The sequence below is a fragment of the Vibrio sp. C8 genome (assembly GCF_054051265.1).
The window spans coordinates 1-23,693 of sequence record NZ_JBPAOE010000016.1 but is presented as its reverse complement, the minus strand read 5'-3'; the positions used below and the strand labels follow the sequence as shown (position 1 = coordinate 23,693).

General features: G+C 41.2%; 24 protein-coding genes. 13 read left to right on the top strand and 11 right to left on the bottom strand.

What is annotated here, in order from left to right; all coding sequences use genetic code 11:
* Positions 1-12 precede the first annotated feature (12 nt).
* Both ACRQQK_RS10465 and yccS read right to left on the bottom strand, forming a co-directional pair.
* A complete protein-coding gene (locus ACRQQK_RS10465) occupies positions 13-303 on the bottom strand; it encodes a hypothetical protein (protein ID WP_457511322.1) in 291 nt (96 codons plus the stop codon).
* 439 nt (positions 304-742) lie between these two features.
* Complete coding sequence (yccS, locus tag ACRQQK_RS10460; protein ID WP_457511321.1) at positions 743-2,917, bottom strand: YccS family putative transporter; 2,175 nt, start codon at positions 2,915-2,917, stop codon at positions 743-745.
* 186 nt (positions 2,918-3,103) lie between these two features.
* Here yccS and helD point away from each other — a divergent pair, with 186 nt between their 5' ends.
* Together helD and pncA are read left to right on the top strand one after the other, a co-directional pair.
* Positions 3,104-5,167, top strand: coding sequence for a DNA helicase IV (helD, locus tag ACRQQK_RS10455; RefSeq protein ID WP_457511351.1), 2,064 nt, complete (start codon positions 3,104-3,106; stop codon positions 5,165-5,167).
* An 11-nt stretch (positions 5,168-5,178) separates the two neighbouring features.
* Positions 5,179-5,796 (top strand): bifunctional nicotinamidase/pyrazinamidase, encoded by a 618-nt coding sequence (gene pncA / locus ACRQQK_RS10450; RefSeq protein WP_457511320.1) that lies wholly within the window; start codon positions 5,179-5,181, stop codon positions 5,794-5,796.
* 80 nt (positions 5,797-5,876) lie between these two features.
* Here pncA and ACRQQK_RS10445 read toward each other — a convergent pair whose 3' ends face one another.
* The 3 genes from ACRQQK_RS10445 to ACRQQK_RS10435 all read right to left on the bottom strand — a co-directional run bounded on the left by ACRQQK_RS10445 (position 5,877) and on the right by ACRQQK_RS10435 (position 8,664).
* Complete coding sequence (locus ACRQQK_RS10445; RefSeq protein ID WP_457511319.1) at positions 5,877-6,332, bottom strand: methylglyoxal synthase; 456 nt, start codon at positions 6,330-6,332, stop codon at positions 5,877-5,879.
* Between the two features lie 278 nt (positions 6,333-6,610).
* Complete coding sequence (gene glgC / locus ACRQQK_RS10440) at positions 6,611-7,864, bottom strand: glucose-1-phosphate adenylyltransferase (protein WP_457511318.1); 1,254 nt, start codon at positions 7,862-7,864, stop codon at positions 6,611-6,613.
* A 230-nt stretch (positions 7,865-8,094) separates the two neighbouring features.
* The gene (locus ACRQQK_RS10435; protein ID WP_457511317.1) at positions 8,095-8,664 is read right to left on the bottom strand and encodes a hypothetical protein; all 570 of its coding nucleotides are present in this window, start codon (positions 8,662-8,664) and stop codon (positions 8,095-8,097) included.
* A 138-nt stretch (positions 8,665-8,802) separates the two neighbouring features.
* Here ACRQQK_RS10435 and ACRQQK_RS10430 point away from each other — a divergent pair, with 138 nt between their 5' ends.
* From ACRQQK_RS10430 to ACRQQK_RS10410, 5 genes are all read left to right on the top strand, one after another.
* Entirely contained in the window at positions 8,803-9,465 is a 663-nt protein-coding gene (locus ACRQQK_RS10430; protein WP_457511316.1) for a hypothetical protein, read from the top strand.
* Positions 9,466-9,700: 235 nt separating this feature from the next.
* Entirely contained in the window at positions 9,701-10,081 is a 381-nt protein-coding gene (locus ACRQQK_RS10425; RefSeq protein WP_457511315.1) for an STAS/SEC14 domain-containing protein, read from the top strand.
* Positions 10,082-10,150: 69 nt separating this feature from the next.
* Positions 10,151-10,582 carry a MazG nucleotide pyrophosphohydrolase domain-containing protein gene (locus ACRQQK_RS10420; protein WP_457511314.1) on the top strand — a complete coding sequence of 144 codons (432 nt, stop codon included), beginning with the start codon at positions 10,151-10,153 and terminating at the stop codon, positions 10,580-10,582.
* 73 nt (positions 10,583-10,655) lie between these two features.
* A complete protein-coding gene (locus ACRQQK_RS10415) occupies positions 10,656-11,123 on the top strand; it encodes an OsmC family protein (protein WP_457511313.1) in 468 nt (155 codons plus the stop codon).
* Positions 11,124-11,132: 9 nt separating this feature from the next.
* The gene (locus ACRQQK_RS10410; RefSeq protein WP_457511312.1) at positions 11,133-11,711 is read left to right on the top strand and encodes a DJ-1/PfpI family protein; all 579 of its coding nucleotides are present in this window, start codon (positions 11,133-11,135) and stop codon (positions 11,709-11,711) included.
* Between the two features lie 31 nt (positions 11,712-11,742).
* On the opposite strand, the gene ACRQQK_RS10405 is transcribed toward ACRQQK_RS10410, so the two are convergent.
* The 3 genes from ACRQQK_RS10405 to ACRQQK_RS10395 all read right to left on the bottom strand — a co-directional run bounded on the left by ACRQQK_RS10405 (position 11,743) and on the right by ACRQQK_RS10395 (position 14,413).
* Positions 11,743-12,579, bottom strand: a complete 837-nt coding sequence (locus ACRQQK_RS10405; RefSeq protein WP_457511311.1) for an EAL domain-containing protein — start codon at positions 12,577-12,579, stop codon at positions 11,743-11,745.
* 302 nt (positions 12,580-12,881) lie between these two features.
* Positions 12,882-13,670, bottom strand: coding sequence for a lipase family protein (locus ACRQQK_RS10400; RefSeq protein WP_457511310.1), 789 nt, complete (start codon positions 13,668-13,670; stop codon positions 12,882-12,884).
* A gap of 107 nt (positions 13,671-13,777) precedes the next feature.
* Positions 13,778-14,413: a hypothetical protein gene (locus ACRQQK_RS10395; protein WP_457511309.1), complete on the bottom strand. Its 636-nt coding sequence runs from the start codon at positions 14,411-14,413 to the stop codon at positions 13,778-13,780.
* Between the two features lie 201 nt (positions 14,414-14,614).
* On the opposite strand from ACRQQK_RS10395, the gene ACRQQK_RS10390 reads away from it, so the two are divergent.
* The 3 genes from ACRQQK_RS10390 (at position 14,615) to ACRQQK_RS10380 (ending at position 16,141) form a co-directional block, all read left to right on the top strand.
* Positions 14,615-14,863 (top strand): DUF2164 domain-containing protein, encoded by a 249-nt coding sequence (locus tag ACRQQK_RS10390; RefSeq protein WP_457511308.1) that lies wholly within the window; start codon positions 14,615-14,617, stop codon positions 14,861-14,863.
* A gap of 172 nt (positions 14,864-15,035) precedes the next feature.
* Positions 15,036-15,572 (top strand): cytochrome b, encoded by a 537-nt coding sequence (locus ACRQQK_RS10385; RefSeq protein WP_457511307.1) that lies wholly within the window; start codon positions 15,036-15,038, stop codon positions 15,570-15,572.
* Positions 15,572-16,141: a YceI family protein gene (locus ACRQQK_RS10380; protein ID WP_457511306.1), complete on the top strand. Its 570-nt coding sequence runs from the start codon at positions 15,572-15,574 to the stop codon at positions 16,139-16,141. Before ACRQQK_RS10385 ends, ACRQQK_RS10380 begins: the two co-directional genes overlap by 1 nt.
* Positions 16,142-16,224: 83 nt before the next feature.
* Here the strand turns inward: ACRQQK_RS10380 and focA are convergent, their stop codons facing one another.
* The gene (focA, locus tag ACRQQK_RS10375; RefSeq protein ID WP_457511305.1) at positions 16,225-17,676 is read right to left on the bottom strand and encodes a formate transporter FocA; all 1,452 of its coding nucleotides are present in this window, start codon (positions 17,674-17,676) and stop codon (positions 16,225-16,227) included.
* 218 nt (positions 17,677-17,894) lie between these two features.
* On the opposite strand from focA, the gene ACRQQK_RS10370 reads away from it, so the two are divergent.
* Together ACRQQK_RS10370 and ACRQQK_RS10365 are read left to right on the top strand one after the other, a co-directional pair.
* A complete protein-coding gene (locus tag ACRQQK_RS10370; protein WP_457511304.1) occupies positions 17,895-18,800 on the top strand; it encodes a LysR substrate-binding domain-containing protein in 906 nt (301 codons plus the stop codon).
* Between the two features lie 234 nt (positions 18,801-19,034).
* A complete protein-coding gene (locus ACRQQK_RS10365; RefSeq protein WP_457511303.1) occupies positions 19,035-19,529 on the top strand; it encodes a DUF1097 domain-containing protein in 495 nt (164 codons plus the stop codon).
* Between the two features lie 130 nt (positions 19,530-19,659).
* Here the strand turns inward: ACRQQK_RS10365 and ACRQQK_RS10360 are convergent, their stop codons facing one another.
* Positions 19,660-21,291, bottom strand: coding sequence for an ATP-dependent endonuclease (locus ACRQQK_RS10360; protein WP_457511302.1), 1,632 nt, complete (start codon positions 21,289-21,291; stop codon positions 19,660-19,662).
* Positions 21,292-21,540: 249 nt separating this feature from the next.
* Between ACRQQK_RS10360 and ACRQQK_RS10355 the strand changes: the two genes are divergently transcribed.
* Positions 21,541-23,286 (top strand): bifunctional metallophosphatase/5'-nucleotidase, encoded by a 1,746-nt coding sequence (locus ACRQQK_RS10355; protein ID WP_457511301.1) that lies wholly within the window; start codon positions 21,541-21,543, stop codon positions 23,284-23,286.
* A 207-nt stretch (positions 23,287-23,493) separates the two neighbouring features.
* Here the strand turns inward: ACRQQK_RS10355 and ACRQQK_RS10350 are convergent.
* Positions 23,494-23,693 (bottom strand): hypothetical protein (locus tag ACRQQK_RS10350; RefSeq protein ID WP_457511300.1); only part of this gene is annotated, 200 nt, incomplete at its 5' end.

The window sequence follows — 23,693 nt, the reverse complement described above, 5'->3', positions numbered from 1 at the left end:
TTGGTGAGATGACTAGATATGGATATCGAGCAGACTGCCGATCATATCTTGTTCACGTTGAATCACATTGGTTCCAACGCGATTATATTGAGCCGCTTGGTTAAGCTTCATCATTGGTTCAATATCGTTTTTTGAATGGTGGTGGACTTTTTTGTGTTCAATAGCATTGAATTTGAGCGCGTCATTGTCCGAAAAGTCATTCTTGAATGAATTGGACTCTTGAATCTCTCTTGCTGCTTCGTCAGCCATTTTATATGACTGCTGAACAATAGGGTAACCAGACTGTAGAGATGAAATTGACATACGCTAATCCTTCTTAGTGATAAAAGCTTATGCCTTGTTCATTTATTATGCAAGTTAATGGCGTACAACCACAGTTACGAAAACAACTTAGAGATAAGTTCTAACTCTTCAGAAGTCACTAGTTCTGATCTTTCCCCTTCAAGAGAATGAGAAATTTCACCTTGCAAAGCTCGCAGCTGCTGAGGTGTCAACTGTTGTAACTGTGATTTGAAATTATCAAACTGAACGCTGTTCATTCTAATGTCCCGTAATAACCTATTTTCACGTCTCGCCATGGTCTTGTAGTTCATGGGCACTTAAACCTTACTGTGTAAGATAAGACTGACATTCATGTTAGTATTCGTGCTGATGCTTATGTCCGAAAAGTGTCAGGTTATACGCCTGTTAATGTAAAAAAACGCATGTTGGTGCCATTTACTCAATGGCACCAACAGTGGTTCTATAAGGACAGTTGCTTGCTAGGAGGGACACGTACAGCGAATTTAGCTGCCAGTGAATGTAGCTCAGGTAGCATTCGGTAGATCAAATGGAGTTGTTGAAGCACTAAGCGAGCAGAACTGCTATCTTCTTCACGCCATTCACTTAGACGTTCTTTTAACCCTGAATCATCAATATTGATCGCGTCAGATTCAGTACAGTGATTGTACAATTGCTGATAGAGCGCATCTAAGTGCTGATGAATCACTCTATGAGACTCCAAGACCAATTGGTGAACCGTTTCATCATCAATTCGCGTTCGGTGAGCACCTAGTGCAGAGGTGTAGCTCAGCAGGGCATGGTTAAGAGTGAGGAAACGAAAACTCTCATCTGTAGCGGCTCTGTATTTACCCGGTTCTGCAAGCATATTACTTACTGCTACGGCTAAAGCCGCATCTTGGTTATGAGCCTGGCGTCTTGCAATTCGGTAACTCAGGTTGTCTTTCTTGCCAATTCGATATTGACCGATGATCTGATCTAAATACTGCTTGTTTGCATCTACAGCATCGGCCATTACTTTGTGTAAACGCTTTGACTGCCAATCTGGAAGAATAAAGTAAACGGCAAACACTGCCAGCGCACAACCGGTTAACGTATCCGCAAGGCGAGGGAATACCACGGCATAGCCTTCGCCAAGTTGGTTAAAGCAAAACAGTACGAGCACGGTAATAAATCCGGTCGCATAACCATAATTGTTAATACGGAAGGCGAAAAACATCACGCCAGAGAAGACGATAAACACCAGCTGGCTTTCAAGCGATGGAAATAAAGTTAATAGCGGTACGCCGATCAACAGACCTGCAATTGTGCCAATGATCCTCGCTTTCAGTTTTTGACGTGTTGAGGCAAAGTTTGGTTGGCAGACAAATAAAGTCGTTAGCAGAATCCAGTAACCACGCTCAATCCCTAAGCCTTGAATGATCCCATACCCAGCCGTCAATGCGAGAGACATTCGAACGGCATGTCGAAACAGTAATGAATCAGTTGTCAGATTAGATTTAATTCTTAACCACGCCGTTTTTAATGTATGTGCTTCAGTATCTTGTAAGATGCCATCTTCAAGTTTTGTCGTGTCGGGATTGCTCACGTTACATAACTGTTTTTCTACCGTCGCGAGGTTATTGAACAGATACCCAAGCTGAGCAAGTGAGACTTTCCACTCTTTATTCTCTTGTTGTTGAAGATGATTAAGGGATAGCTGAAGTTCATCAAGCGCGATGATCGAATCACTATCATGGGTATAAGGCAAACCTAACTGAATAGAGTGCGCGACTTGATGACAAGCTTGAGCTTGTTTCTGCAACAAGTGTTTGAGCCTAAATAAAACGTCTGAACGCTCGAACTGGCCAGAAAGTTCCTGATAACGATAGTGGGTTGAACTGACTCTTTCATGAATATCCTGTGCCAGAAAATAGATATTAAGAAAGCGGTCACTGGCACTGTCCACGTGGCCTCTTTTTGAGCGAGTAAGAAATACTGCCTTACACTGATTGAGTGCAGAAACTGTGGCTGAATTTAAGTTGGCTTCTGTAATACGGTATGGTTGAGGTGATAAACCTGATACAGGGTGGAACAGTTCCGCTTTAGCATCGAGGTACTGACCAAGTTGAACAAAGACATTAGCAAGGCTTTGTTGCACCGGTTGAAGCGGCCAGAGAACATGCCAGATCATCGAAAGGAGGTAATACCAAGCACAGCCTGTTAATAATAGTAGCGGCTGGAACCAGATATTCGTGCTGTGATGAGCGCCTAACATGGTGTAGATAGCAATAAGCAAAGAACCGAAGGCAATACTAGCGTAACGACTACCAATAGCGCCGAGCATGATGAAGCCAAAAGTCGACGTAAACAGCCCGATGGCGAAAAATATCGGCGTTTTAAACAAGATTTCGATTGAGAAGGCAGCAAGAGCAAAACAGAAAAATGTCAGGGTGATGGCTTTTAATCGACCTGTAAAGCTGTCGTCTCGCTCGGCAAGTGCCGCAGCGATAACACCCAGTATTAGAGGTGTCACCCAAGTATTCAGACTGTAATACCAAGTCGGCACAACAACACCGAGTAGTGCAATGAAAATCAGCACACTGTAGTTGATGGTTTTATTAGCCCAGAGAACACGAAGTCGTTTTAGCAAATACACGATGGCCCATCACTATTAAAAATAAAAATTGAGTGTATCAGACTGTGTTGATAACTTTTTGATCAAATTACATAAATAATCTCATGCGAGCACAAAGTAAACATCAAACATTATTGACATTGTTTTGGCTTCACGTTAAGTGGTTAGGGTATGATGGTTGGCAACGAATTCAAAGAGCAAATATCAATGCAGCTGAGAGCAAATAAGACTGCACAGTTTTTTATTTCTAGTGAATACAATCAAGTTGAGCTTGGTGATGAATGTGTCATTCTCTCATCGTTAATGAGTGAAGAGCATATTCCTTTTAACGTGTGGAATGGAAAAGTAAAAATTCAACGTGGTGCCATTTGGGGCTCACTTCAATTCTTCGCACATGAAGAGCAAGGTAAACAGAGAACTTGGTTAGTTCAGGGTTTACCCTGGCCTGAATGTCGCCAATTTGCACACAAAGCTGTCGCTATTTATCAAAATTGGCACAATCAACAATGTGCTCAGTTGAGTCAGTATCTTCCACAATGGCAGCAAGAGCTGACGCGTCTAAATCGGCTACCTTCATTCTTACCGCATTCGCTCGTCGACAGCTGGGTTAATCGTGTATACGACGATTTGACAACGATGGGTATGTCATTAGAAGAAGCACATAAGCGTTTGCCCGAGCACATTGCCAGTTTATCTCCTTGGATACTCAATACTTCTGACCAACTTTTAGAAAGGAACAGTCGTTGGATTGAAAATGAGAGATTGAACTGGGAAGTTTTATTCAATCAGGTTGAATCTTCACCACTGAATATTTCTCAGCAGCATGCCGTGTTACTTAATGATGATCACAACCTCGTCTTGGCTGGAGCAGGTTCGGGGAAAACAAGCGTGCTCACAGCGAGAGTTGCCTATCTTTTACAAAGTCATTTAGCCCAAGCCGAAGATATCTTGTTGGTCGCTTTTGGCCGTGAGGCTGCGGGTGAAATGGAGCAGAGACTAAAGAACAAAATCGGCCTAGCGGCAGAGAAGATCCAGGTGAACACTTTCCATCAACTTGGCTTGAGTATTCTAAATAAGGTTGATGGTGGTAATGCTGTTATCTCGCCAATTGCCTTAGATGAAAAACTCAAGAAGGCATGGTGTATTGACTGGCTTAAGCGCCATTGGATGACTCCGACAAACTTTAAGCGTTGGCAAAAGCATTTATCACAGTGGCCAATTGCTTATCTGGCCGGTGATGATGAACTCGGCAGCCATGTTGAGAACCCCAAATTGATTGCTTGGCTTGAGAAGCAGTTGGATCAACTGGCTTTGCTCGGTATATCGAAAAAATCGGTTCAAGAGCGTTTGGTTGAGCATCCTGATTATCCTCGCCTCAACAGTGAACTCTCTTTATGTTGGCCTTGCTACCAAGCTTGGCAAGAGATGCTCAAAGAAAACAACCACATTGATTTCAACATCATGATTAGTCGAGCCACCGACTACGTAACAAAGAGAAAGTTTGCCGCTCCTTGGAAGTTCATTATGATCGATGAGTATCAGGATATCTCGCCACAACGTTTGGATCTGATTCAAGCATTGTGTGAACAGAATCCGAATCAATGTAATCTGTTTGCGGTTGGAGACGATTGGCAGTCGATATACCAATTCGCGGGATCCGATGTCGACCTCACCACCGATTTCGAATCACGCATGCCATATTCGACAGTGCACCATCTAGACACAACCTATCGTTTTAACGATAAGTTGGGTGAAGTGGCCAATCGTTTTGTTCAGCAGAACCCACAGCAACGTGAAAAAACACTCAACAGTGTGAAAACACAAAATAGTAAAGCGGTAGTGTTGTCGCCGAGTACTAGCGTTGAGAAAATTTTGGATGGTTTAAACCGCAAATCATCAGGGGTAAAAACGGTGCTGCTACTTGGTCGCAATCATTATCACAAACCGGAACTGTTACGAGATTGGCAGAACCGTTTCTTATCTCTTAAGTTAGACTTTATGACCTGCCATGCCAGTAAAGGTAAAGAAGCCGATTATGTGATTATTCTTTCTGTGGATGAAGGGCAGTTCCCTGCGAGAGTTAAAGCATTACACCTTGATGGGGCATTAAGTGCCTCTATTGACGATTTTGCATTTGCAGAAGAAAGACGACTATTTTATGTAGCAATGACTCGTGCACGCGAGAAAGTTTGGATTACTTATACAGGAAGTGGTTCAGTATTTGTGCAGGAGTTATTGAATGGCGATTATCCAGTGACTAAGAAAAGTTAAAAGGATTTCATATGACCCAAGCATTGTTATTAGTGGATGTACAAAATGATTTTTCCCCATCAGGCGCTCTACCTGTTGCGGATGGCGACCAAATCGTTCCCGTAATTAATCGGCTAATTCCTCATTTCAAACACATAGTGGCAACTAAAGACTGGCATCCAACCGGACATTCAAGCTTTGCTTCTTCCAATGAACAAAACGTTGGGGAAGTGATCGTGTTGGATGGGATACCGCAAATCATGTGGCCAGATCACTGTGTTCAGGACAGCGAAGGCGCAGAGTTTATTTCTGGCCTCAATGTTGAGGCAATTACAAAGGTCATTTACAAAGGAACCAACCCTAAGATTGATAGCTACAGTGGCTTTTTTGACAACCAAAGGCTTCAAGCGACGGGATTGGCAGACTATTTACATTCAAAAGGAATTAAAGAGTTAGTGATCGTTGGGCTTGCGACGGATTACTGTGTGAAGTTTACGGCTTTAGATGCGGTTTCTCTTGGATTTAAAACGACAGTTGTCCAAGATGCTTGCAGAGGCGTAGAAATGGCGCAAGGCGATGTGGAAAGTGCTTGGAAGCAAATGAAGCAGGCAGGGTGCAATCTTATTCAATCGGATGATATTACGGGTTAGTTACCTTACCTTCGTCGCTATCTAGAAAATTGTTTGTTATTTAGAAAAAATCCCCTGAGAAGGGGATTTTGCATATTCGGTTACAGACGTTCTGCTAAGTAAGCTTGGTAGTCGGGGATCTCGATACTTACCTCTTTATCCATAAATTCTGAGCTAAATAGGAATTTAGCCGTTGCTCGGTTCGTCGCAACAGGAATGTTCCAGACTCCAGCAATACGCAGCAGTGCTTTCACATCAGGGTCATGTGGAACAGCATTAAGTGGATCCCAGAAGAAAATCAGTACATCAATCTTACCTTCGGAAATCAGTGCACCTAACTGTTGGTCACCGCCCATTGGGCCGCTAATAAGACTTTTGATTGGTAGACCAGTTTCTTTGTTCAACATGTTGCCAGTGGTACCTGTTGCGTATAAGAAGTGACCCTGTAGCTTTTCTTTGTTCTCTTTTACCCAGCGTAGAAGTTCTGGTTTACAGTTGTCATGTGCAACGAGCGCTACGTGTTTTGACGCAGCCATTGTGCGAGTTGTTACCTTCATTTATTTGTTCCCAACAATTGGATTTGTTACTTAAATAACGAAATACCCGTGGTTATTCAATCCCTTTTATTGAAAATGTTGTTATTTCGTCAATTCGTTCCTTAAAAGCATGATACAGGTTTTAAACGGTGAAATTGTGACAATCTCTGGTTGCATGTGTTTCATTGATAAATCTTATTAAGTAGCAGAGTTTTGAATGGAAAAATCATGAGGATTAATCACAAAACTAGCTAGATATTGTGTCTAACAGCCAGCTAGTTTTGTAGAGATGGGAAAAGTTAACGGTTACTAAACTTGTAACTCTCAGGGACGACAACGATGCCTTTCTCTGAAATTTTGAAGTGTTTGGCATCTTCCTTATGATCTAATCCAATCTGTGTATTGGGCGGGATTTTCACGTGCTTATCAATAATGCAGTTTACAAGCTGACATCCTTCTCCAACTTCTACATCATCAAATAAGATACTATCGACAACAGTGGCACTGTCATTGATAACAACACTTCCCGAAATAATTGAGTGATGAACTGAACCACCCGAATTGATCACTCCATTAGAAATGATGGAGTTGATGAAAATACCCTCATTGCCCGTTGCCGAAGAGACGGTTCTCGCTGGTGGAAGTTGTGGCTCATAAGTCCTAATCGCCCAGTTCTTTTGATAAAGGTTCATCGGAGGAATCGGCTCTAGAAGATCCATATTAGCCTCATAAAAAGAATCTATTGTACCCACGTCTCTCCAATAACAATCTCGATCAACACGTCCTTTCTCGTTACAGAATTCATACGCATAGACGCTGTGCCCTTCAATGAGTTTGGGAATGATATCTTTACCAAAGTCGTGCGTAGAAGCTTCGACTTCTGAGTCTTCATGCAGCGCTTGTTTAAGTACATCCATAGAGAAAATGTATATCCCCATAGAAACAAGACTAGAATTGGGGCTATTTGGCATTGAAGGTGGATCGTTGGGTTTTTCGACAAACGAAGTGATGTGGTTCTCGTCATCAACGCTCATGACACCAAATGCTGACGCTTGTTCTCTTGGAACTTCCATGCAAGCAATGGTCAGTTTCGCGCCCTTAGCCTTATGTTCTTCAAGCATGGCTGCATAGTCCATACGATAGATATGATCGCCAGAAAGCACGACGACGTGTTCAGCGTCGCTACGTGAAAGTAACCACATGTTGTGGAATAGAGCGTCCGCTGTACCTTCATACCATTTTCCACCCTTTCGCATTTGTGGGGGAACAACCGTGATAAATTCACCCAATTCAGGATTGAAAATAGACCAGCCATCTCTCAAATGCTTTTGTAAGGAATGGGACTTGTATTGAGTCAATACTAGGATTCGACGCAGTCCGGAATGTAGGCAGTTGGTTAAGGTAAAATCAATAATTCGATACTTGCCGCCAAAAGGTACTGCGGGTTTGGCACGATCGTCAGTAAGGGGGGATAAACGTGAACCCATACCGCCAGCTAGTATTACCGCTAAGGTGTCTTGCATCTTATTTCTCCCTAAATATGTGCAATTCATTTTCACTTTTTAGAGAGTAGTACAAGTTTCGAGCCAAAGTTGAATACCCTGTCTTTTCTTGGGTTATTTATATGAGAAAACACTAATGCACTAAAGTGATGCAAAGGATGTGATTATTTAGCCTTTAAATGGTGCAATTTATAGCCTATAAAAAGTTCACTATTGTCGCTATTAACTAAGTCCCTAATAGATAGTTGAGTTTACAATGTAAATCTTATGTATGGCAGTGCTTATGGTGATATAGGGAGCGTTATATTTTGCAAGACTAAAATTTCTCTATCGTAGTAATCCCTCATCGTGTTCAGTTGCTGTTTAAAGTTAGTTAACTCCTGTGTTAGGCGTTTATTCGACTGCATGTAGTGTTGAGCTGCCACTTCATTTGTTATTAACCTATCTATTTCACAGTCTTGGCCGATTCTATTCCATGCAGAAATCTGCTCAGCTACATCTTCATTGATCTCGTCTAAGTATGGGGTTAGAGAACTGATCATCTGCCGTGATTCCAAAGCAGCTTCGATCTGTCTATCGATCTTGTCTCGAAAATGATTTGCGTTTTTAGCCCATAGATAAGTGAGTTCTTCGTTCGAAAACTCTAGATGGAGAAAAATAGACTGATGAAAACTAGGTAACCACATGTTGTATTTAGACGCTAACAAATTGTACTTACGATCTAATTCTTGTTGAGAAACAAGCGCTTTGTTCCATTCTTGCTCATTACACTGGCTCGCTTGGGTAAGCCAAGATAAAGTTATCAAGAAAATGGTCGTTATAGAGATCAAGTGCGTTTTAGATAGTTTCATTGTTGAATGCTAATGTACTCACTAGAGTGGTAATCCTAGCGGTGGTTAAATAATCACCATGACTAGTATTATTGTAGTTAAAGAAAAGAAAGTATTGAGAATCCTCTAGGTTCAAACCATAAGGTATGGCGTATACAAATGAAAAAATTGCTGATGGTTGTTTTTTTGCTTATAGGAATTGCTGGTGCCGGTGCAGGTTACTACCTGTTTTACTACAAACCTCAACAGGAACTGGCTAACCAAACGGCTACCGTCGATGACAAAGCAGATAAAACAGAGGAAGTGAAACCTCAAAGCATTGCGGATTTAAAGCCAGAGAATATGGAATTCTATGTTGACGTTGAAAAGCTTGGAATTCGAGAAGCGGCAAATTTAGATGCCTTTGTTCAACGTTATCTCTACAAAGGTGAAAAAGTTCGTCTATTGGAAAAGAAAAACGGTTGGGGTCGTGTGTCCGCATACTTTGTTTATGAACAGGGTGGGCCAGAAATCGCAGAGTGGATTCCTTTGGATGGACTCGTAGAACAAGCACCAGTCATTACTGCTGAAGAACGGAAGAAGACAATTCAAGGCTACATCGCCGCTTCAGATGATCTTGTACAGTTCGAAGAAATGTTCTTAAAGACAACAGACAAACTACTCAATGATGGAAGCTGCTCACCCGCTGACTTTGAAGAGCTTGGCGGATGGGTAAAGTCGACCAAATATGCTGATCGCGATGTCTATTTCATTTACTGTGGCGGACTTAAGTTAGCAGACAAGATTTACCTGGATGTTCGTACTGGCGAAGTATTCTATTGAGTTGTTAAGTAAGTATTATCAACCTTTCCAATCTTGATGTCTGCAATCAATTTGCCGCAGTGACAATCTTGCCTGAGCGTTAATCTCAATTGATGTAAAACAACTGTTTGTTCAAAAAGTGATTAACGCTCAACTCATTCCTTCGATTGTTAACTAATCTATTAAATGACTATGTGTTGAATATTGCTTAGTGATATTTAACGCTTATTCCTAGATTAAATGTTTAGGAGGACTTATGAGTATTGAAAGACATGGTTTATCGATAGGGCTAGACAGAATTGGTAATGAGTTTTTTGTTTCGATCAAGGCTGTTGGTCGTTTAACTCATGACGATTATCAAGTTATCTCACCAATGATTGATGCTGCGTTGATCAAAGTGAACCAACCCAAAGTAAAAGTACTTTTCGATGCCACAGAGCTCAAAGGGTGGGAGTTAAGAGCTGCTTGGGATGATTTTAAACTTGGATTAAAACATGGCTCTGATTTTGACAAGATCGCCTTGTATGGCAATCGAGATTGGCAGGAAGTCTCGGCAAAAATTGGTAACTGGTTTGTTTCTGGTGAAATTAAATATTTCGAAAGTTATAGCGATGCGGTAACGTGGCTGAAAAACTAATGAACAAGAATTAGTTTAGTCAGAAATCAAGTTGAGGAAGGATCCTCAATTACAGTCAATAGGGAAATGATGGATAAACTAACGCCGATGACGTCTATGTACGTTGAGCAGTTGCTGAGTATTGCAAGGCGTAAAAGTGTCATTGATACCTCCAGTGATTGGTTCAACGGATCTAAGACATATTTAAACGAGATGCGTACTGAACTTGATGAAGTATTGGAAGAAATCCCTCTTAATCGTCGCTGCTATTTAGAGCAAGAGCTGGGGGATTTGCTTTGGGACTATCTAAACCTTCTCCTCGCATTAGAATCTGAGACTGAAATTCAATTAGAAAGTATTCTTGAAAGAGCATGTATTAAGTTCGAGCAGAGAGTTAACGGGCTAGAAAATGGCATTTCATGGAGCGATATTAAAGCCAGACAAAAGGTCTCCTTAACTGAAGAGCAGCAAAAATGGGAATTGAAAAGCTGCGTCCCGCCTTGTGGTGATTTAAGTAAATAATTGAATTTAAAGCTATGTTTGAGGTTTTTTGCTGACCTCTAGTTTTACTATTTATCGATAAAAGGGAGTATTTATGTCGAAGCATACTACTAAAGTTTCGTGGTTTCGTAGGGATGGCGAAGTGTTTAGCGACAATAAATATAGCCGCGCACACGTGTGGGAATTTGATGGTGGTGTCACCGTTCCTGCGTCTCCTTCGCCAAGTGTTGTTCCTTTGCCTTATTCGGTGGAAGCAAATGTTGATCCAGAAGAGGCCTTTGTCGCTGCATTATCAAGCTGCCATATGCTTGTTTTCCTTTCTATTGCCGCCAAAAAACGTTACGTCATCGATGAGTATATTGATGATGCAGAAGGTGTGCTTGAGCTTAATGAACACAACAAAGAATCTATGACAAAAGTAATTCTGCGTCCAAAGGTCACTTTTGTTGGTGACAATATCCCAAGTCATGAAGTACTAGAAAAAATGCACCATCAGGCACATGACAACTGCTTCATTGCTAACTCTGTGAAAACTGAAGTCGTCACGCAGATTGTTTACTAAGGAATGAGAATGAACATAGGGATATACATTTATGATGATGCCGAAGTCTTGGATTTTTCCGGACCGTTTGAGGTGTTTAGCACGGCTAAGAGATTAGCGAACAACGATTGGAATGTGTTTTTGTTTGCAGAAAAGTCGAACTTGGTGAAAGTTCGTGGAGGCTTTGAGGTCAATCCTCATTTCTCGTTTGACACGGTTCCAAATATAGATCTTCTTATCGTTGTCGGTGGTGTTCATACTGAAGAGCTGAGAAAACCAAATGTTATCAACTGGATTAAGCAGTATGCAGCAGAGTCAAAAATCGTTGCTTCTGTCTGTACTGGTGCATTTTTATTGGCAAAAGCGGGTGTGACGGTTGACCATTCAGTAACCACTCATTGGGAGGATATCGCGGATCTAAGGCGTGAGTTTCCAGAACTGGATGTGCAGGAAAATGTGCGTTGGGTGAAGCATGGCAACATGGTTGCATCTGCTGGTATTTCGGCAGGTATCGATATGAGTTTGTTCTTGGTGTCGGAACTAGCGTCAATGGACTTAGCTGTGAAGACTGCGCGACAAATGGACTATGACTGGCAGAAAACCGCTTAGGCAGTAGTGGCTACGCTAAATAACACTGTGTTTAGCCACACGCTAGTTGTACTCTTGGCATCACACGTTCTGGGGTGCCAAGGAAATAACCCTGATACATATTAAGATTCAGGGCTTTCATCGCTTCAAACTGCTGTTCGGTTTCAATTCCTTCCACTACAGTTTTCGCGTTGGCATTCTGCGCGACTTTAATAGCATCAAGCAGTGGTGATGTATCACCGATCATATATTTCTTCAGAAGAGTGCGATCAAATTTGATGATATCAGGCGAAATAAGATCAACTCGTTCAGAGTTAGAAGCTTGTGAGCCGTAGTCATCGACAGCAATGTGAAAACCATAATTGGATAAGGTTTGAGTCGCTTCTTTTAACAGTTCATTATCATCTGAGTGTTGTTCAACAATTTCCATTACTATCTGTGGGCGTCGGAGATTGAGATCATTAATACGATTTGATAATCGGCAGGAGAAGCTTTCATTTTGAACAAGATATTGGCCAACAGAAGGTAATAGATTTAGAAATAACCTGATATTTTTGAAAGGAGAGTTTGCAAAATTTCTTATGTGAATTGCTCTGCTCAATAATTCGACGTTAATTTGATCGACTTGGTTATATTGATCCGAATAAAAAAATAAGTCAGGGCGAATTTGTCTGTGACCATTTGTATATATTCTAACCAAGGCTTCAACACCAACGATTCTTTTCTCTCTAGAAAATATCGGTTGAAATACACTCCGTAGCATCATGTTTTTATAATGAGCTACATATTGTCCCGTGTTATCGAAACGAATGTATTTATCGTATTGGTGTTTATTAATAAGAATCATAGAATCCGCTATATCCCAAAAAATAATATTTAATCTACGCATCCATGCGTCAAATTGTTTTGATTCACGTCATAGTATTGACGATATTCATATTCTGTCAATCTTTAATATTACGATCATAAATAGCGAAAGATCTAAATAAAGATCCTATGAACGATCATCCTTTCTGGCAGATGGCTAAGAAAAAGTCGAATCTCTTTGGTGTACTGTCTTAGCATGACCTTTGTACTAGATTACCTTCAATACTGACGTATTTAAGAGCTATATTCTGAAGCTTTCTTTATGATCTAAATTTTATTGGAATTTTAAAATGATCTTAAAAAATCAGTGTTTATTTAATATTTTTAACGATCATCAAAAAAGTCTTTATTGCGAATATATCGACTCATTAAATGATATGAAAATGGTCTTATAGCCCACGACACAATACTTTTCCCTAATCTTATTAACGTCGGTGTATTTTCATAAACTCTTTCGTTGTGTAGCCACAATAATTTCCCTACGTGCCAATAGTAAAATGGCAAGGGTGGTAAAAATGTGACGATATCGAGGTCGCAACATACACGGTATGTTTTGTGAGAGAGAGAGTATTGTTTTTTAAATTGATAACCACCAATTGCGGGTTGACCAAATGTCACTACTCTTTTTATTGATTTTGGATATTTCTTCTCAACTAAGTCTGCCAGAACAGTACCTATGGCTCCACCTGAAGAATGGCCAGTGAAGGTAACTTTTTTCCCTAGCTCTATCAGAGGCACAATATAGCTTAACAATCGTTCGTAAACGGAAGCGCCGAGCTTATCGGTGTTATAGCCAGGTCGACTCTCTTGCAATATCAAGTATGAGTAGCCGGCGTGAATAGGGTAATTGGTGCGAAGTGTCTTAGATGTAATTTGCCACATTCCCAAGTTCAACAACCAATCCCAAAGCGAGTGTGATCCTTTGATGACGACGATGACTTCTTCGCTTTTCTTACTCCAAAGCACCCTCATCATGACTTTGCCAAAACGGTTGTAGACAATACGTTGTCCGTTTGGGTCAAACCCGTAGTTGGTCTGTTTGAATATTCTTGGATAAGCGAGATTACATAGCACTGCATATCTTTCGTACTGGTAGCGCTTTAGGCTTTTCACAATAAACTTAACAGTTAGGTTTTGATTTACTATGAGTCAGAAATATGTAGAAAAAGTGACAGCGGGAGAAATATTGAAAGGTTAGGTTTAAGACAAATGGGGAAGCACTATCCCCATTGCAGTACGGCGTATAGTTGTATGTATTTTCTTACGAGTTGCTGATTTTTGGAATGTTTTAAAGGGTGTCCAAACTTAATGTAGCAAGGGCTGATCTGATATCGAGCTTCTAACGCTTGAGTTAAAAGTGAATCGCTCTCGTAAAGTGTGATGCCTTGCGCACTGTATTCATCAATTTCGTCAGGTAACTGTCCAGTCCACCAGTGAAGCAGCTCGCGACTTTTTTGGCTTTTACTAATCCAATGGTCCGTTAGAAGAATAAGAAGATCGTTGGGTTGAATTGCATAAGCATATTCTTGCTTCCACTGCGAAATGTCCCTCATTAGCTTGTCTCGGCATGTCTTACCAGCACTGACCAAATGATGAGTAAGTATCCAAACCGTTCCCATTTCACAGGTTACACTGAAGTGGTGGGGCATATCGGTATGGTGAGTGGATTCAATCGAATCATAATCGCAGGCGTGACCATATTCCGTTAATGTGCGCGACAAACGACGAGCGAAAGCCAAACCTAAATGGTGCTCACTCATTCCCTTGTTGTGAATAGTAGGATAGTGCTTCTCACACAATCTCAAGCAATCAGTTTGAAATTCATTGACGCTTTGTGTGACCAGGTCCAGTAACAATTACTTATTCTCCATAATTTAAGCTCAGTTAGATTATCACAGTTACATCTTGTCACTAATGATAAAAGATGGTTTTACATCACCAAATTTTGAAAATTATCTTTCTCTGATTGCCTACTTTTCTACAACAACGCTGTTGCCGTGAAAATCATGATTCTAGTTGGGTATAATAAGCGCCTAATTTCATTTCGGGAGATAAAAATGAGTGATATTGAATTTACTCAACAACAGAAAGAGGGCCTCACCGAAGCTCTACAAAAATACTGTGCGGATGAATTGAATATTGAACTAGAGCAGTTTGATGCTTGGTTCTTGTTAGAGTTTGTTACAAATAAGATCGGTCCAGTTTATTACAATAAAGGCTTGTCAGATGCTCAATCTGTTGTTGAAAGAAAGATGTTTGATATCGCTGATGAGCTCTATCAGATTGAAAAAATTAGCGAATATTAAACGTTTCTAGTTATTCTGGTTTTTTTAATTATTCAATTTTTTTGAACAAGTTCTTCAATCTGCATGGCTAGCGGCAAGGTAAATATTGGTAAATACTCTGTTAACGCTATGTATCCAGTGCTACCGTTTTATTGGATGATGCTATCAACAATAGTAATGAGAGAAAGTAGGTATGAGTTCCGAAGTTACACACTACAACGCGGTGACGCGATTTATCCACTGGATTTCTGCGGTGGTGATTATTGGAATGTTTGCTGTCGGTCTTTGGATGACGGATCTTTCTTACTACAGTACTTGGTATAGAACAGCGCCTCACTGGCATAAGTCTGTTGGATTGCTGCTAGCAGGACTCACATTGTTTCGTGTAGTTTGGAAGATTGTGACGGTGTCACCAGGGGTGGAAGGTTCACCACTAGAAAAATTGGTGGCTAAAGTTGCCCATTTATTTATCTATTTTGATCTGTTGGTTCTGTTTGTATCTGGATACTTAATTTCAACCGAAGATGGTCGCGGTATTGACGTTTTTAATTGGTTTACCGTGCCGGGAGCGGGCGCTCTTTTTGAGGGGCAGGCTGACTTAGCAGGTTTAGTACATCTCTACGCAGCTTGGGCCTTAATAGTCGTTGCTGTGCTACATGCACTTGCAGCATTTAAACACCACTTTATTAGTAAAGATAATACGCTACGCAAAATGATAGGAGTATCGTAATGAAGAAAACGTTATTAGCAGTTGGATTAGCTGCAAGCATGATTGCATCTTTTGGTGCAAGCGCAGCGGATTATGTGATTGATTCAAAGGGAGCTCATGCTTCTATCAGTTTCAAAGTGAGCCACCTAGGTTATAGCTTTATCAAAGGACGCTTTAATAAGTTTGATGGAGAATTCTCTTTTGACCCAAAAAACATTAACGCATCTTCTGTTCAGGTGAATGTTGATACTACAAGCTTGGATTCAAACCACGCGGAGCGTGACAAGCATATCCGCAGTGCAGACTTCATCGATGCGGCAAAATTTAGCACTGCTACATTTAAGAGCACTAAGGTTGTCGACAAAGGCGAAGGTAAATTGGATGTAGTGGGTGACTTGACGTTACATGGTCACACTAAGAGCATTACTATTGATGCTGAGTTCATCGGTGCTGGTCAAGATCCGTGGGGCGGTGAAAGAGCTGGTTTTGAAGGTTCTACACGTCTTGAACTCAAAGACTTCGATATCGCTGTGATGGGCCCTTCAAGCTACGTAGATATGGAACTCCATATTGAAGGTGTTAAGAAGTAATTTGTTTATCTGATTGAATGAAGCCCCTGTTTTCAGGGGCTTTGTTTTTATACCAACTGAAGTTTTTGTTATGTTATTTGCTGTTAAGCTCGTTCTAGCTGCTTCTCTTCAACAACCGTTAGTCGCTCACCATATACTGGACGAAGAGCTTGTAACACGTGGTGACGATTAACCATTCCAACAAAATGTCCATTATCGAGTACGGGTAGTTGGTGTGGCTTTTGTACTTTCATGCTCTTAGCTCTTTCTTCAACTGACAAAGTCGTTAGACGTGTCGCAATACCCATGCTTGTTGTTGGATAAAGCTGTTCTCTGTCGATGCAAAGAAACTCTGCAACATCAACCAGTTTGTCATTGACATCTATGGCGATAACATCACGCGACATTAGGTCGACGACTTTTTGATCCTTGGCTGGAATGTAATTCTGACACCAAAGTTCAACCATCACATCATGAGCAGAGAAAATACCCACTAAACGGTTATCCAAATTAACCACAGCCGCTACATTTACTTGATGATCTAGCAGATTATCGATAGCTGCCTGAACAGGCATGTCTGCACTGATAACTAGAGGATTTGGATCCATAATATCTTTCATAGTAATTGTAGTTTTCATGGCTGTATCCTTAACTGATGAAATGGGTGTTGTTTGTGTAATTGATGAAACTTGAGCTGAAATGAGTTTTGGTCGGCTATAAATAGACCAGTTCGCTAATCCAACTAAAACTGCGCCGCCAACGATGTTGCCCAGAGTAACGGGGATTAAGTTAGCCGTTACAAAATGCAGTATGTTGAGATCGGCATACGCAGCGGAACTAACGCCGACTTGTTGCCAAAATGAATCGGGAGCGAAGTTTTGTATCACTATGCCTAATGGAACCATGAACATGTTAGCAACACAGTGCTCAAAGCCACTCGATACAAACATTGCGACAGGCATAATGGTCATCGCGGCTTTGGTCATCGCATTTGCCGAACTGAAGGTTAACCATATAGCTAGGCAAACGAGTAGGTTACACAAAACACCTAGAGAAAAAGCTTGCAGGGTTGTATGGTGCAGTTTGTGTTGGGCAATGTTGAGGGCGTTCAAACCCCATTGACCATGGTCTAGTTGATATAGACCTGCTGCCGAAACTAATAGAAGCAAAAACATTGCACCTATAAAGTTCCCAATGTAAACCTTTCCCCAAACAGCAAGCATTTTGCTGAAGCTAATCTGTCTGTTAGCCCACGAGATGCTAGATAACACAGAGCTGGTAAACAGTTCACCACCGCAGATAACAATCAGTATTAAACCCATACTGAATGCTAATCCGCCAACAAAGCGGTTAAGTCCCCATTCAGCGTTTGCATTACCTGTGGTTACAGTGATGTAAAACAAGAATGCTAGCCCAATAAAAGCTCCCGCCATAATGGCAAGACTTATGGTCATCCCGCTTGATTTTTGAGCTTTACCTAATGCAAATTTCTCAGCTTCCGCCATCATTTCTTTCGGCGAAAAATAATGTTGATTGTAAGACTCAGTGACTGCCATATCTGGTCTCCCAATAGATATCCATCGTGATACTCCTTATTAAAAAACAACACCTTATGTGCTGATTCATAACTAGGTTAGCGTTCTGACTTTCACTAAGTAAAATTGATAATATTAAAAGCCTCTATCAATTATGTTGATATGCTGTGTTTAGTCGGTAGAATGCAACCGTATGCTCATAGAAGAGCCGAGGATTTGGTAAAAGGAGAAAGAGTGCGATGAGATATTCACTGAAACAGTTGGCTGTATTTGATGCTGTTGCTGACACTGGCAGTGTCAGTGTTGCTGCAGAGAAATTGGCTTTAACTCAGTCTGCAACAAGTATGTCATTGGCACAGCTGGAAAAAATGCTTGGTCGTCCGCTCTTTGAACGTCAAGGCAAACAGATGGCTTTAACACACTGGGGGATGTGGCTTCGCCCTAAGGCTAAGCGTTTGTTGCAAGATGCTCAGCAGATTGAAATGGGCTTTTACGATCAGCAATTAGTCAGCGGTGAGATTTCTATCGGAGCCAGTCAAACACCCGCAGAACACTTGGTACCAGATCTCATCAGTATTATTGATAACGACTTTCCAGAGATCCGAATTGATCTGAGTGTAAAAAGTACCCGAGCCGTTATTGAAGGCGTATTGGACTACAAATTTGATTTAGGCATCATTGAAGGACGCAGTGATGATAACCGCATTCATCAGGAAGAGTGGTGTAGGGATCACCTAACCGTCATCGCTTCTTCGCACCATCCTTTCGCAAAGCGCGCCACTGTAAGTCTAGCTCAACTGGAACAAGCTAAATGGGTTCTGCGAGAAAGAGGTTCAGGCACTAGAAAAACTTTTGATAGTTCTATTCACCATTTGGTAGAAGATCTGGATGTGTGGCGAGAATATGAACATGTGCCAGTTCTTCGTAGTCTCGTTGCTAATGGTCCTTATCTTACCTGTCTGCCTTATTTGGATGTAGAACGATACATTGAAATGGGCAAACTGGTTGCGTTAAATGTGCCTGAGCTAAATATGGAGAGAACACTTTCATTTATTTGGCGAGCAGACATGGCTGAAAATCCTTTAGCAGAATGCATAATGCGCGAAGGCTTTAGAATGATGAAAGGGCGATCGCTTTACCTATAAAAGACTCAATTTTTAGGCCATGCCTTATCTCTGAAACGCGATGCTATCAGCTATAAGAATGTTTATAACTGTTTGCGTTGATTTATCGTTTGCGTCACTAAATATGTGTAACGATATTAAAATGTACATTTTAAATGTGATTTAAATCACTTTAAGGTGGTGCAACTACCTTTAACATCTATGCTCAATTCACTGATGCGGTTAACACGCAAAAACCGCTTCTTAGAGGGTATGATGAGCACACTTCTAGCAATCGCAATCACTACAGGTATCCTTTCTGGCATATGGGGATGGGTAGCCGTTTCATTCGGTTTACTCTCTTGGGCTGGATTTCTAGGCTGCACGAGTTACTTCGCTGCACCTAAAGACGGTGTTCGCGGCTTACTGGAAAGTTATGCTACGAACCTAACAGGTGTATTCTGGGCGATGGTCATTATCAGTGGCGCTCAGTATATGTCTATCGAAATTCTGGGGTACGTATTGACTGGCATCGTGTCATTCTTGATGTGTATTCAAGCGAAAAAACAGTGGCTTAGTTATATCCCCGGAACATTTATTGGCTGTTGTGCCACGTTTGCAGCAAATGGTGAATGGCAAATAGTGATCCCATCATTATTGCTTGGTGGTGCGTTTGGCTTTTCAATGAAAGCAAGTGGCTTATGGCTACACAAGCGTGCATCAGCAGAGAAATCCCTTCAGCAATCAGTGATAAATGAACATGCTCAATAAATGATATTTAATATCAATATTTCTTATATTTATCTTCAATTGTCATTTGAATAATTTATTAATAGCAAAAAAGGCATACCTCACAGTATGCCTTTTTTGCTGATGTTCAGTTGTGCCAAGAAATAGAGCGTCAGGTATTACCATTGGCCATGGTAATTACGCGCTTTAACGTCCAACGAAGAAGCACTGGGATACATTCCACGCCACCAGCTTCACAATGAGAAACAATGGCTAGTGCTAGATCCGGTTTAGCGTGTTTCTTGAGCACTCTTGTGACCACTTTCTTTGCAGGAATAGGTTGATCATGCGGGATCTTTACCATGTCTTTAAAGAAAAATTCAAAGCCGTGTGAGTAAAGAAAGTGTTCAATGTCTTTGTCTGGTAGCTCTGTTAAACGGTGCCTTTGTTGATCATGCCCTAGCATATTGATAACCGTTGCAGAGTACTTTTTCCCTGCTGAATCGCCATCAGTAACCACATGCCAATCTATACCAAATGATTTGGCAACCTTTATCAAAGACTTGAGCCCCGATTGTGCGAATTCAATAATCTGAACACCTTCAGCTGCTAAGTTATAACCGCATTGTCTTGCCAGTTCGCTGAACAACCAAACTTCTGTTTCACCTTCGACTAATAGCCAGCAACGAGCAAAAAGAGCGCCAGTACGATGGAAGCGGATATGGAAACCAATTCGTCTAAGTTCGTCTTGACCAAATCCTTTTATTGGCATTGAAGTGGCAATAGTTTTGTCAGATTTACGTACCAATCGGCGAATTGAATGAATGGGAACAGAACCTAATAGTTCACCACTATTGGTGGTTAATATTTTTTGCATTGGTAACAGTTCGAGTAAGCTCCATGCCCGAGCCAGATGTGTAGGGTGCAAACGGCCTTCTGGATCTTCGACGATCAATATAGGTCTTGCACAGCGCCGAATATCTTGTGGTCCTTTTGCTTGCAGGTAGGCATTGAGAAGCCCTAAGAATAACAGCCGTGTTTGTCTGTCTTTTGTTTCGCCGACAATTTGCTTCAAGCTTTTTCCGTTGGTCGGTGTTGAATAGACCAAACTGTCTCGCTCTAAGCGAGGGTTCTTTCGGCTCTGACTTTTAAAGGAAAAGTAGTGATCAACCAGAGCATTCATTGCGTTTAGACTGCTTCGCATTTCCCCTTTGTTCACGTGGCCGGGAATTGCCATTAGACGACGGCAGGTATTATCAATGCGTTTTTCTACCCGTTCATTTTCACTGTTGATTTTACCAAATGGTCGAATAAAACGGCGTGAGTCGCGAAGTCTAATGACAGGATGCAAGCTCATCAATTCGCGAGCCAGTTTCTCACTGTGGTGGACAGCAATTGGGTTGCCTTTTAAATCGAGAAAAGTATAAGTAGTGGTTATATCGTATTTAACTCGAGAAGCGCTAACGCGATAAATAATGCGATGTATACCTTCTTCGTCTTCACACCATATAGGTTTTAACTTTCTGTATCTACCCGCGCGGTATTCATTTTTGTCTGTAGTGGCAAAGCTCAGTACGATTTGTAAATTTTGAGTTTGTGGATGAGAGACCGAGTAATCTACATGAAAGTCTTGTAATTCGAACTGATAAAGCTCAGAAGAAGCGGGTAACATTACCGAAAGAGCGTCGAGTAAAGATGATTTACCCCATGTATTTTCACCAATCAAGGTCGTTAATTCATCAAATGAAAGAGATAAGCGACGAATACCTCGAAAACCAGAAATTTCGATACGTTCTAATAGCATCGGCTAACTCCTCATGCCTCGGTTACAAAAGAGGCTATTTATGATTTTTATTTAAGCATAATGTAAAACTGCAATATAAGCAGACGGTTACCTCACATAAACCCTATAAGCTGTTTAAGTGTTGATAAATCAAGCGATGTAGTCCATATCAAACTTCCCAACTTTCTTTGCATTATCGTTTCATTACTATCACGAATCTGTCATGATCTGTGCGCTAGGATTAGAGTGAAAGTAAAGAGAACACACAATATGAAAAATAGAAAAGACACGAAAAAAGTAACGTCAATCACTCTGGCACACATCAACGATACCCATTCTTATTTTGAACCTACGTCATTACAGTTAACTTTAGATATCAATGGTAAGACACTCACGCCTTTCGTTAGTGCTGGTGGATTTGCTCGTATTGCAACACGAGTGGAGCAATTGCGCGAAGATGCACGTCGTATGGAAAAAGGTTTTATCTTTTTGCATGCAGGAGACTGCTTTCAAGGCACGTTGTACTTTTCCTTATTTAAAGGAAAGGCGAACGCGGACATGCTGAACGCAATTGGTCTAGACGCGATGGCATTAGGTAACCATGAACTTGATATGGGGAATGAACCGGTCGCTATCTTTGCCAAACGTACCAACTTTCCTCTTCTGTGCGGAAACTGGGATCTTTCTAATGAGAGTTCAAACAAGCAACATCGCTTATCAGATAACGAATCGGTTAAATCGTTTGACCCAACATTGGGTTGTGCCAATTGGATTACCAAAAACGTAGATGGTAGCGACATCGCTATCTTTGGTCTTTCATTAGACAAAATGGTTGATATCGCAAACCCTGATAGCGATACGCCGTTTATGAATGCATTAGAAACAGCAAAGAATACGGTCGAACAAATACATAAGGCGGGTATAAACAAAATTATCCTGTTGAGCCACCTGGGATATGACTCAGACAAAGAACTTGCGCGACAAGTGAATGGTATTAGTGTCATTGTTGGTGGTCATAGCCATGTGCTGCAGGGGGACTTCAGCGCTTTAGGATTAGAAACTCAGGAAGAGTACGGCCAACGAATTAACAACACATATGTCGTTCAGTCTGGTTTGTATGCGTTAGCTCTGGGACATTGCCAAATTGATTTTGATGAACAAGGTAATGTGATTAGCTTCGAAGGTCGAAATGAATTGCTGCTAGGGCGTCGTCTGTTTATTGATGCAAGTATGAGTGAAGCAGGTAGTGATGGTACCCACCTAGAAGCTTGCGAATACGTAAACAATCATCCAAATGTGGTGGTCTGTAAAAAAGATCCTGATGTGCAGGGTATTTTGATCAACAAGTATATTCCTAGAGTCAGAGAGCTTCAGACTCAGATGATCGCGGAAGCTCATAACTCGTTGAGACATGTGCGTGTGCCCGATGAAAACGGCCCAAGTGAACTCGCGCCCTTAGTCGCGCAGTCATTTGTACATGCTATGCGTGAGCATGGACATAAGGTGCAATTTGCGATTCACAATGCAGGCGGTGTAAGAACTTCAATCCAACCGGGTAAACTCTCGGTTGCCGATATAGCAGGAAAGTTGTTGCCGTTTGCCGTGCCAATTGGTGTTTATTCTGTGAAAGGAAAAACAATCGCACTCACACTTGAAGGCGCTATTAATAACGCAATAAACAATGGTGTTGATGGTACTGGTTCGGGAAGCTATCCCTATACTCACAACTTAAGTTATCGTTATCACGCAGATAAACCTTTTGGTCAACGTATCAAAGATTTAAAGATTTTTATTGATGACCAATGGCAACGTGTTGAAAGTGAAACAGTTTATTGCGGAACTTCATCTGCCTATACCATGAAAGGTAAAGAAGGCTATGATGCGATAACTGCAATGAAGGGTGAGGGGTACGTAAGTAATGTTTCCATGGCTGACGCATTTATTGGCCTACTGTCTGCTCAGCCTGAGCTGCTTAATAACCGACCGCTGGAACAATTACATAGCCACAATGAATAATATGGCATAAAGCTTGCTGATTAAGTTTCAGTCTTTATTTCTCAAAATGTGAGAAGGAAAGGGGGAAACATGTGGTTTCAAGACTGGTTTGATATAGCAGTTGTTGTAGGTTGGATAGGTGCGTGGTCCGCTTTAGTGTACTTATTACCCATTGCTGGATTTTAAATTTTGCCTAGTTGTTGAAGGGCAATAAGAAAGAAGGAGCTATTAAAGGCTCCTTTTTTGATCCTCATATTCGACGCTAAAAGCGGTGAGGAATACACCACAATTGCCAACCTTACCATTTGCCACTTTTTGTTCTAGCTGCGAATGTTTTCGTATAACTTGAATTGGCTCTTCTCCGCTTTGATGAGTCTGATTCCCATGTACATCAATCTCTATCATACTGATTATTAATATATTTATAG

Coding starts and splice junctions, on each gene's coding strand:
- ACRQQK_RS10360 (WP_457511302.1), bottom strand. CDS start 21,291: ATGCTATTAGAACGTATCGAAATTTCTGGTTTTCGAGGTATTCGTCGC.
- ACRQQK_RS10385 (WP_457511307.1), top strand. CDS start 15,036: ATGAGTTCCGAAGTTACACACTACAACGCGGTGACGCGATTTATCCAC.
- ACRQQK_RS10370 (WP_457511304.1), top strand. CDS start 17,895: ATGAGATATTCACTGAAACAGTTGGCTGTATTTGATGCTGTTGCTGAC.
- ACRQQK_RS10415 (WP_457511313.1), top strand. CDS start 10,656: ATGTCGAAGCATACTACTAAAGTTTCGTGGTTTCGTAGGGATGGCGAA.
- ACRQQK_RS10430 (WP_457511316.1), top strand. CDS start 8,803: ATGAAAAAATTGCTGATGGTTGTTTTTTTGCTTATAGGAATTGCTGGT.
- ACRQQK_RS10390 (WP_457511308.1), top strand. CDS start 14,615: ATGAGTGATATTGAATTTACTCAACAACAGAAAGAGGGCCTCACCGAA.
- ACRQQK_RS10410 (WP_457511312.1), top strand. CDS start 11,133: ATGAACATAGGGATATACATTTATGATGATGCCGAAGTCTTGGATTTT.
- ACRQQK_RS10365 (WP_457511303.1), top strand. CDS start 19,035: ATGAGCACACTTCTAGCAATCGCAATCACTACAGGTATCCTTTCTGGC.
- ACRQQK_RS10435 (WP_457511317.1), bottom strand. CDS start 8,664: ATGAAACTATCTAAAACGCACTTGATCTCTATAACGACCATTTTCTTG.
- pncA (WP_457511320.1), top strand. CDS start 5,179: ATGACCCAAGCATTGTTATTAGTGGATGTACAAAATGATTTTTCCCCA.
- ACRQQK_RS10425 (WP_457511315.1), top strand. CDS start 9,701: ATGAGTATTGAAAGACATGGTTTATCGATAGGGCTAGACAGAATTGGT.
- ACRQQK_RS10420 (WP_457511314.1), top strand. CDS start 10,151: ATGGATAAACTAACGCCGATGACGTCTATGTACGTTGAGCAGTTGCTG.
- ACRQQK_RS10380 (WP_457511306.1), top strand. CDS start 15,572: ATGAAGAAAACGTTATTAGCAGTTGGATTAGCTGCAAGCATGATTGCA.
- focA (WP_457511305.1), bottom strand. CDS start 17,676: ATGGCAGTCACTGAGTCTTACAATCAACATTATTTTTCGCCGAAAGAA.
- helD (WP_457511351.1), top strand. CDS start 3,104: ATGCAGCTGAGAGCAAATAAGACTGCACAGTTTTTTATTTCTAGTGAA.
- glgC (WP_457511318.1), bottom strand. CDS start 7,864: ATGAATTGCACATATTTAGGGAGAAATAAGATGCAAGACACCTTAGCG.
- ACRQQK_RS10405 (WP_457511311.1), bottom strand. CDS start 12,579: ATGCGTAGATTAAATATTATTTTTTGGGATATAGCGGATTCTATGATT.
- ACRQQK_RS10355 (WP_457511301.1), top strand. CDS start 21,541: ATGAAAAATAGAAAAGACACGAAAAAAGTAACGTCAATCACTCTGGCA.
- ACRQQK_RS10465 (WP_457511322.1), bottom strand. CDS start 303: ATGTCAATTTCATCTCTACAGTCTGGTTACCCTATTGTTCAGCAGTCA.
- ACRQQK_RS10445 (WP_457511319.1), bottom strand. CDS start 6,332: ATGAAGGTAACAACTCGCACAATGGCTGCGTCAAAACACGTAGCGCTC.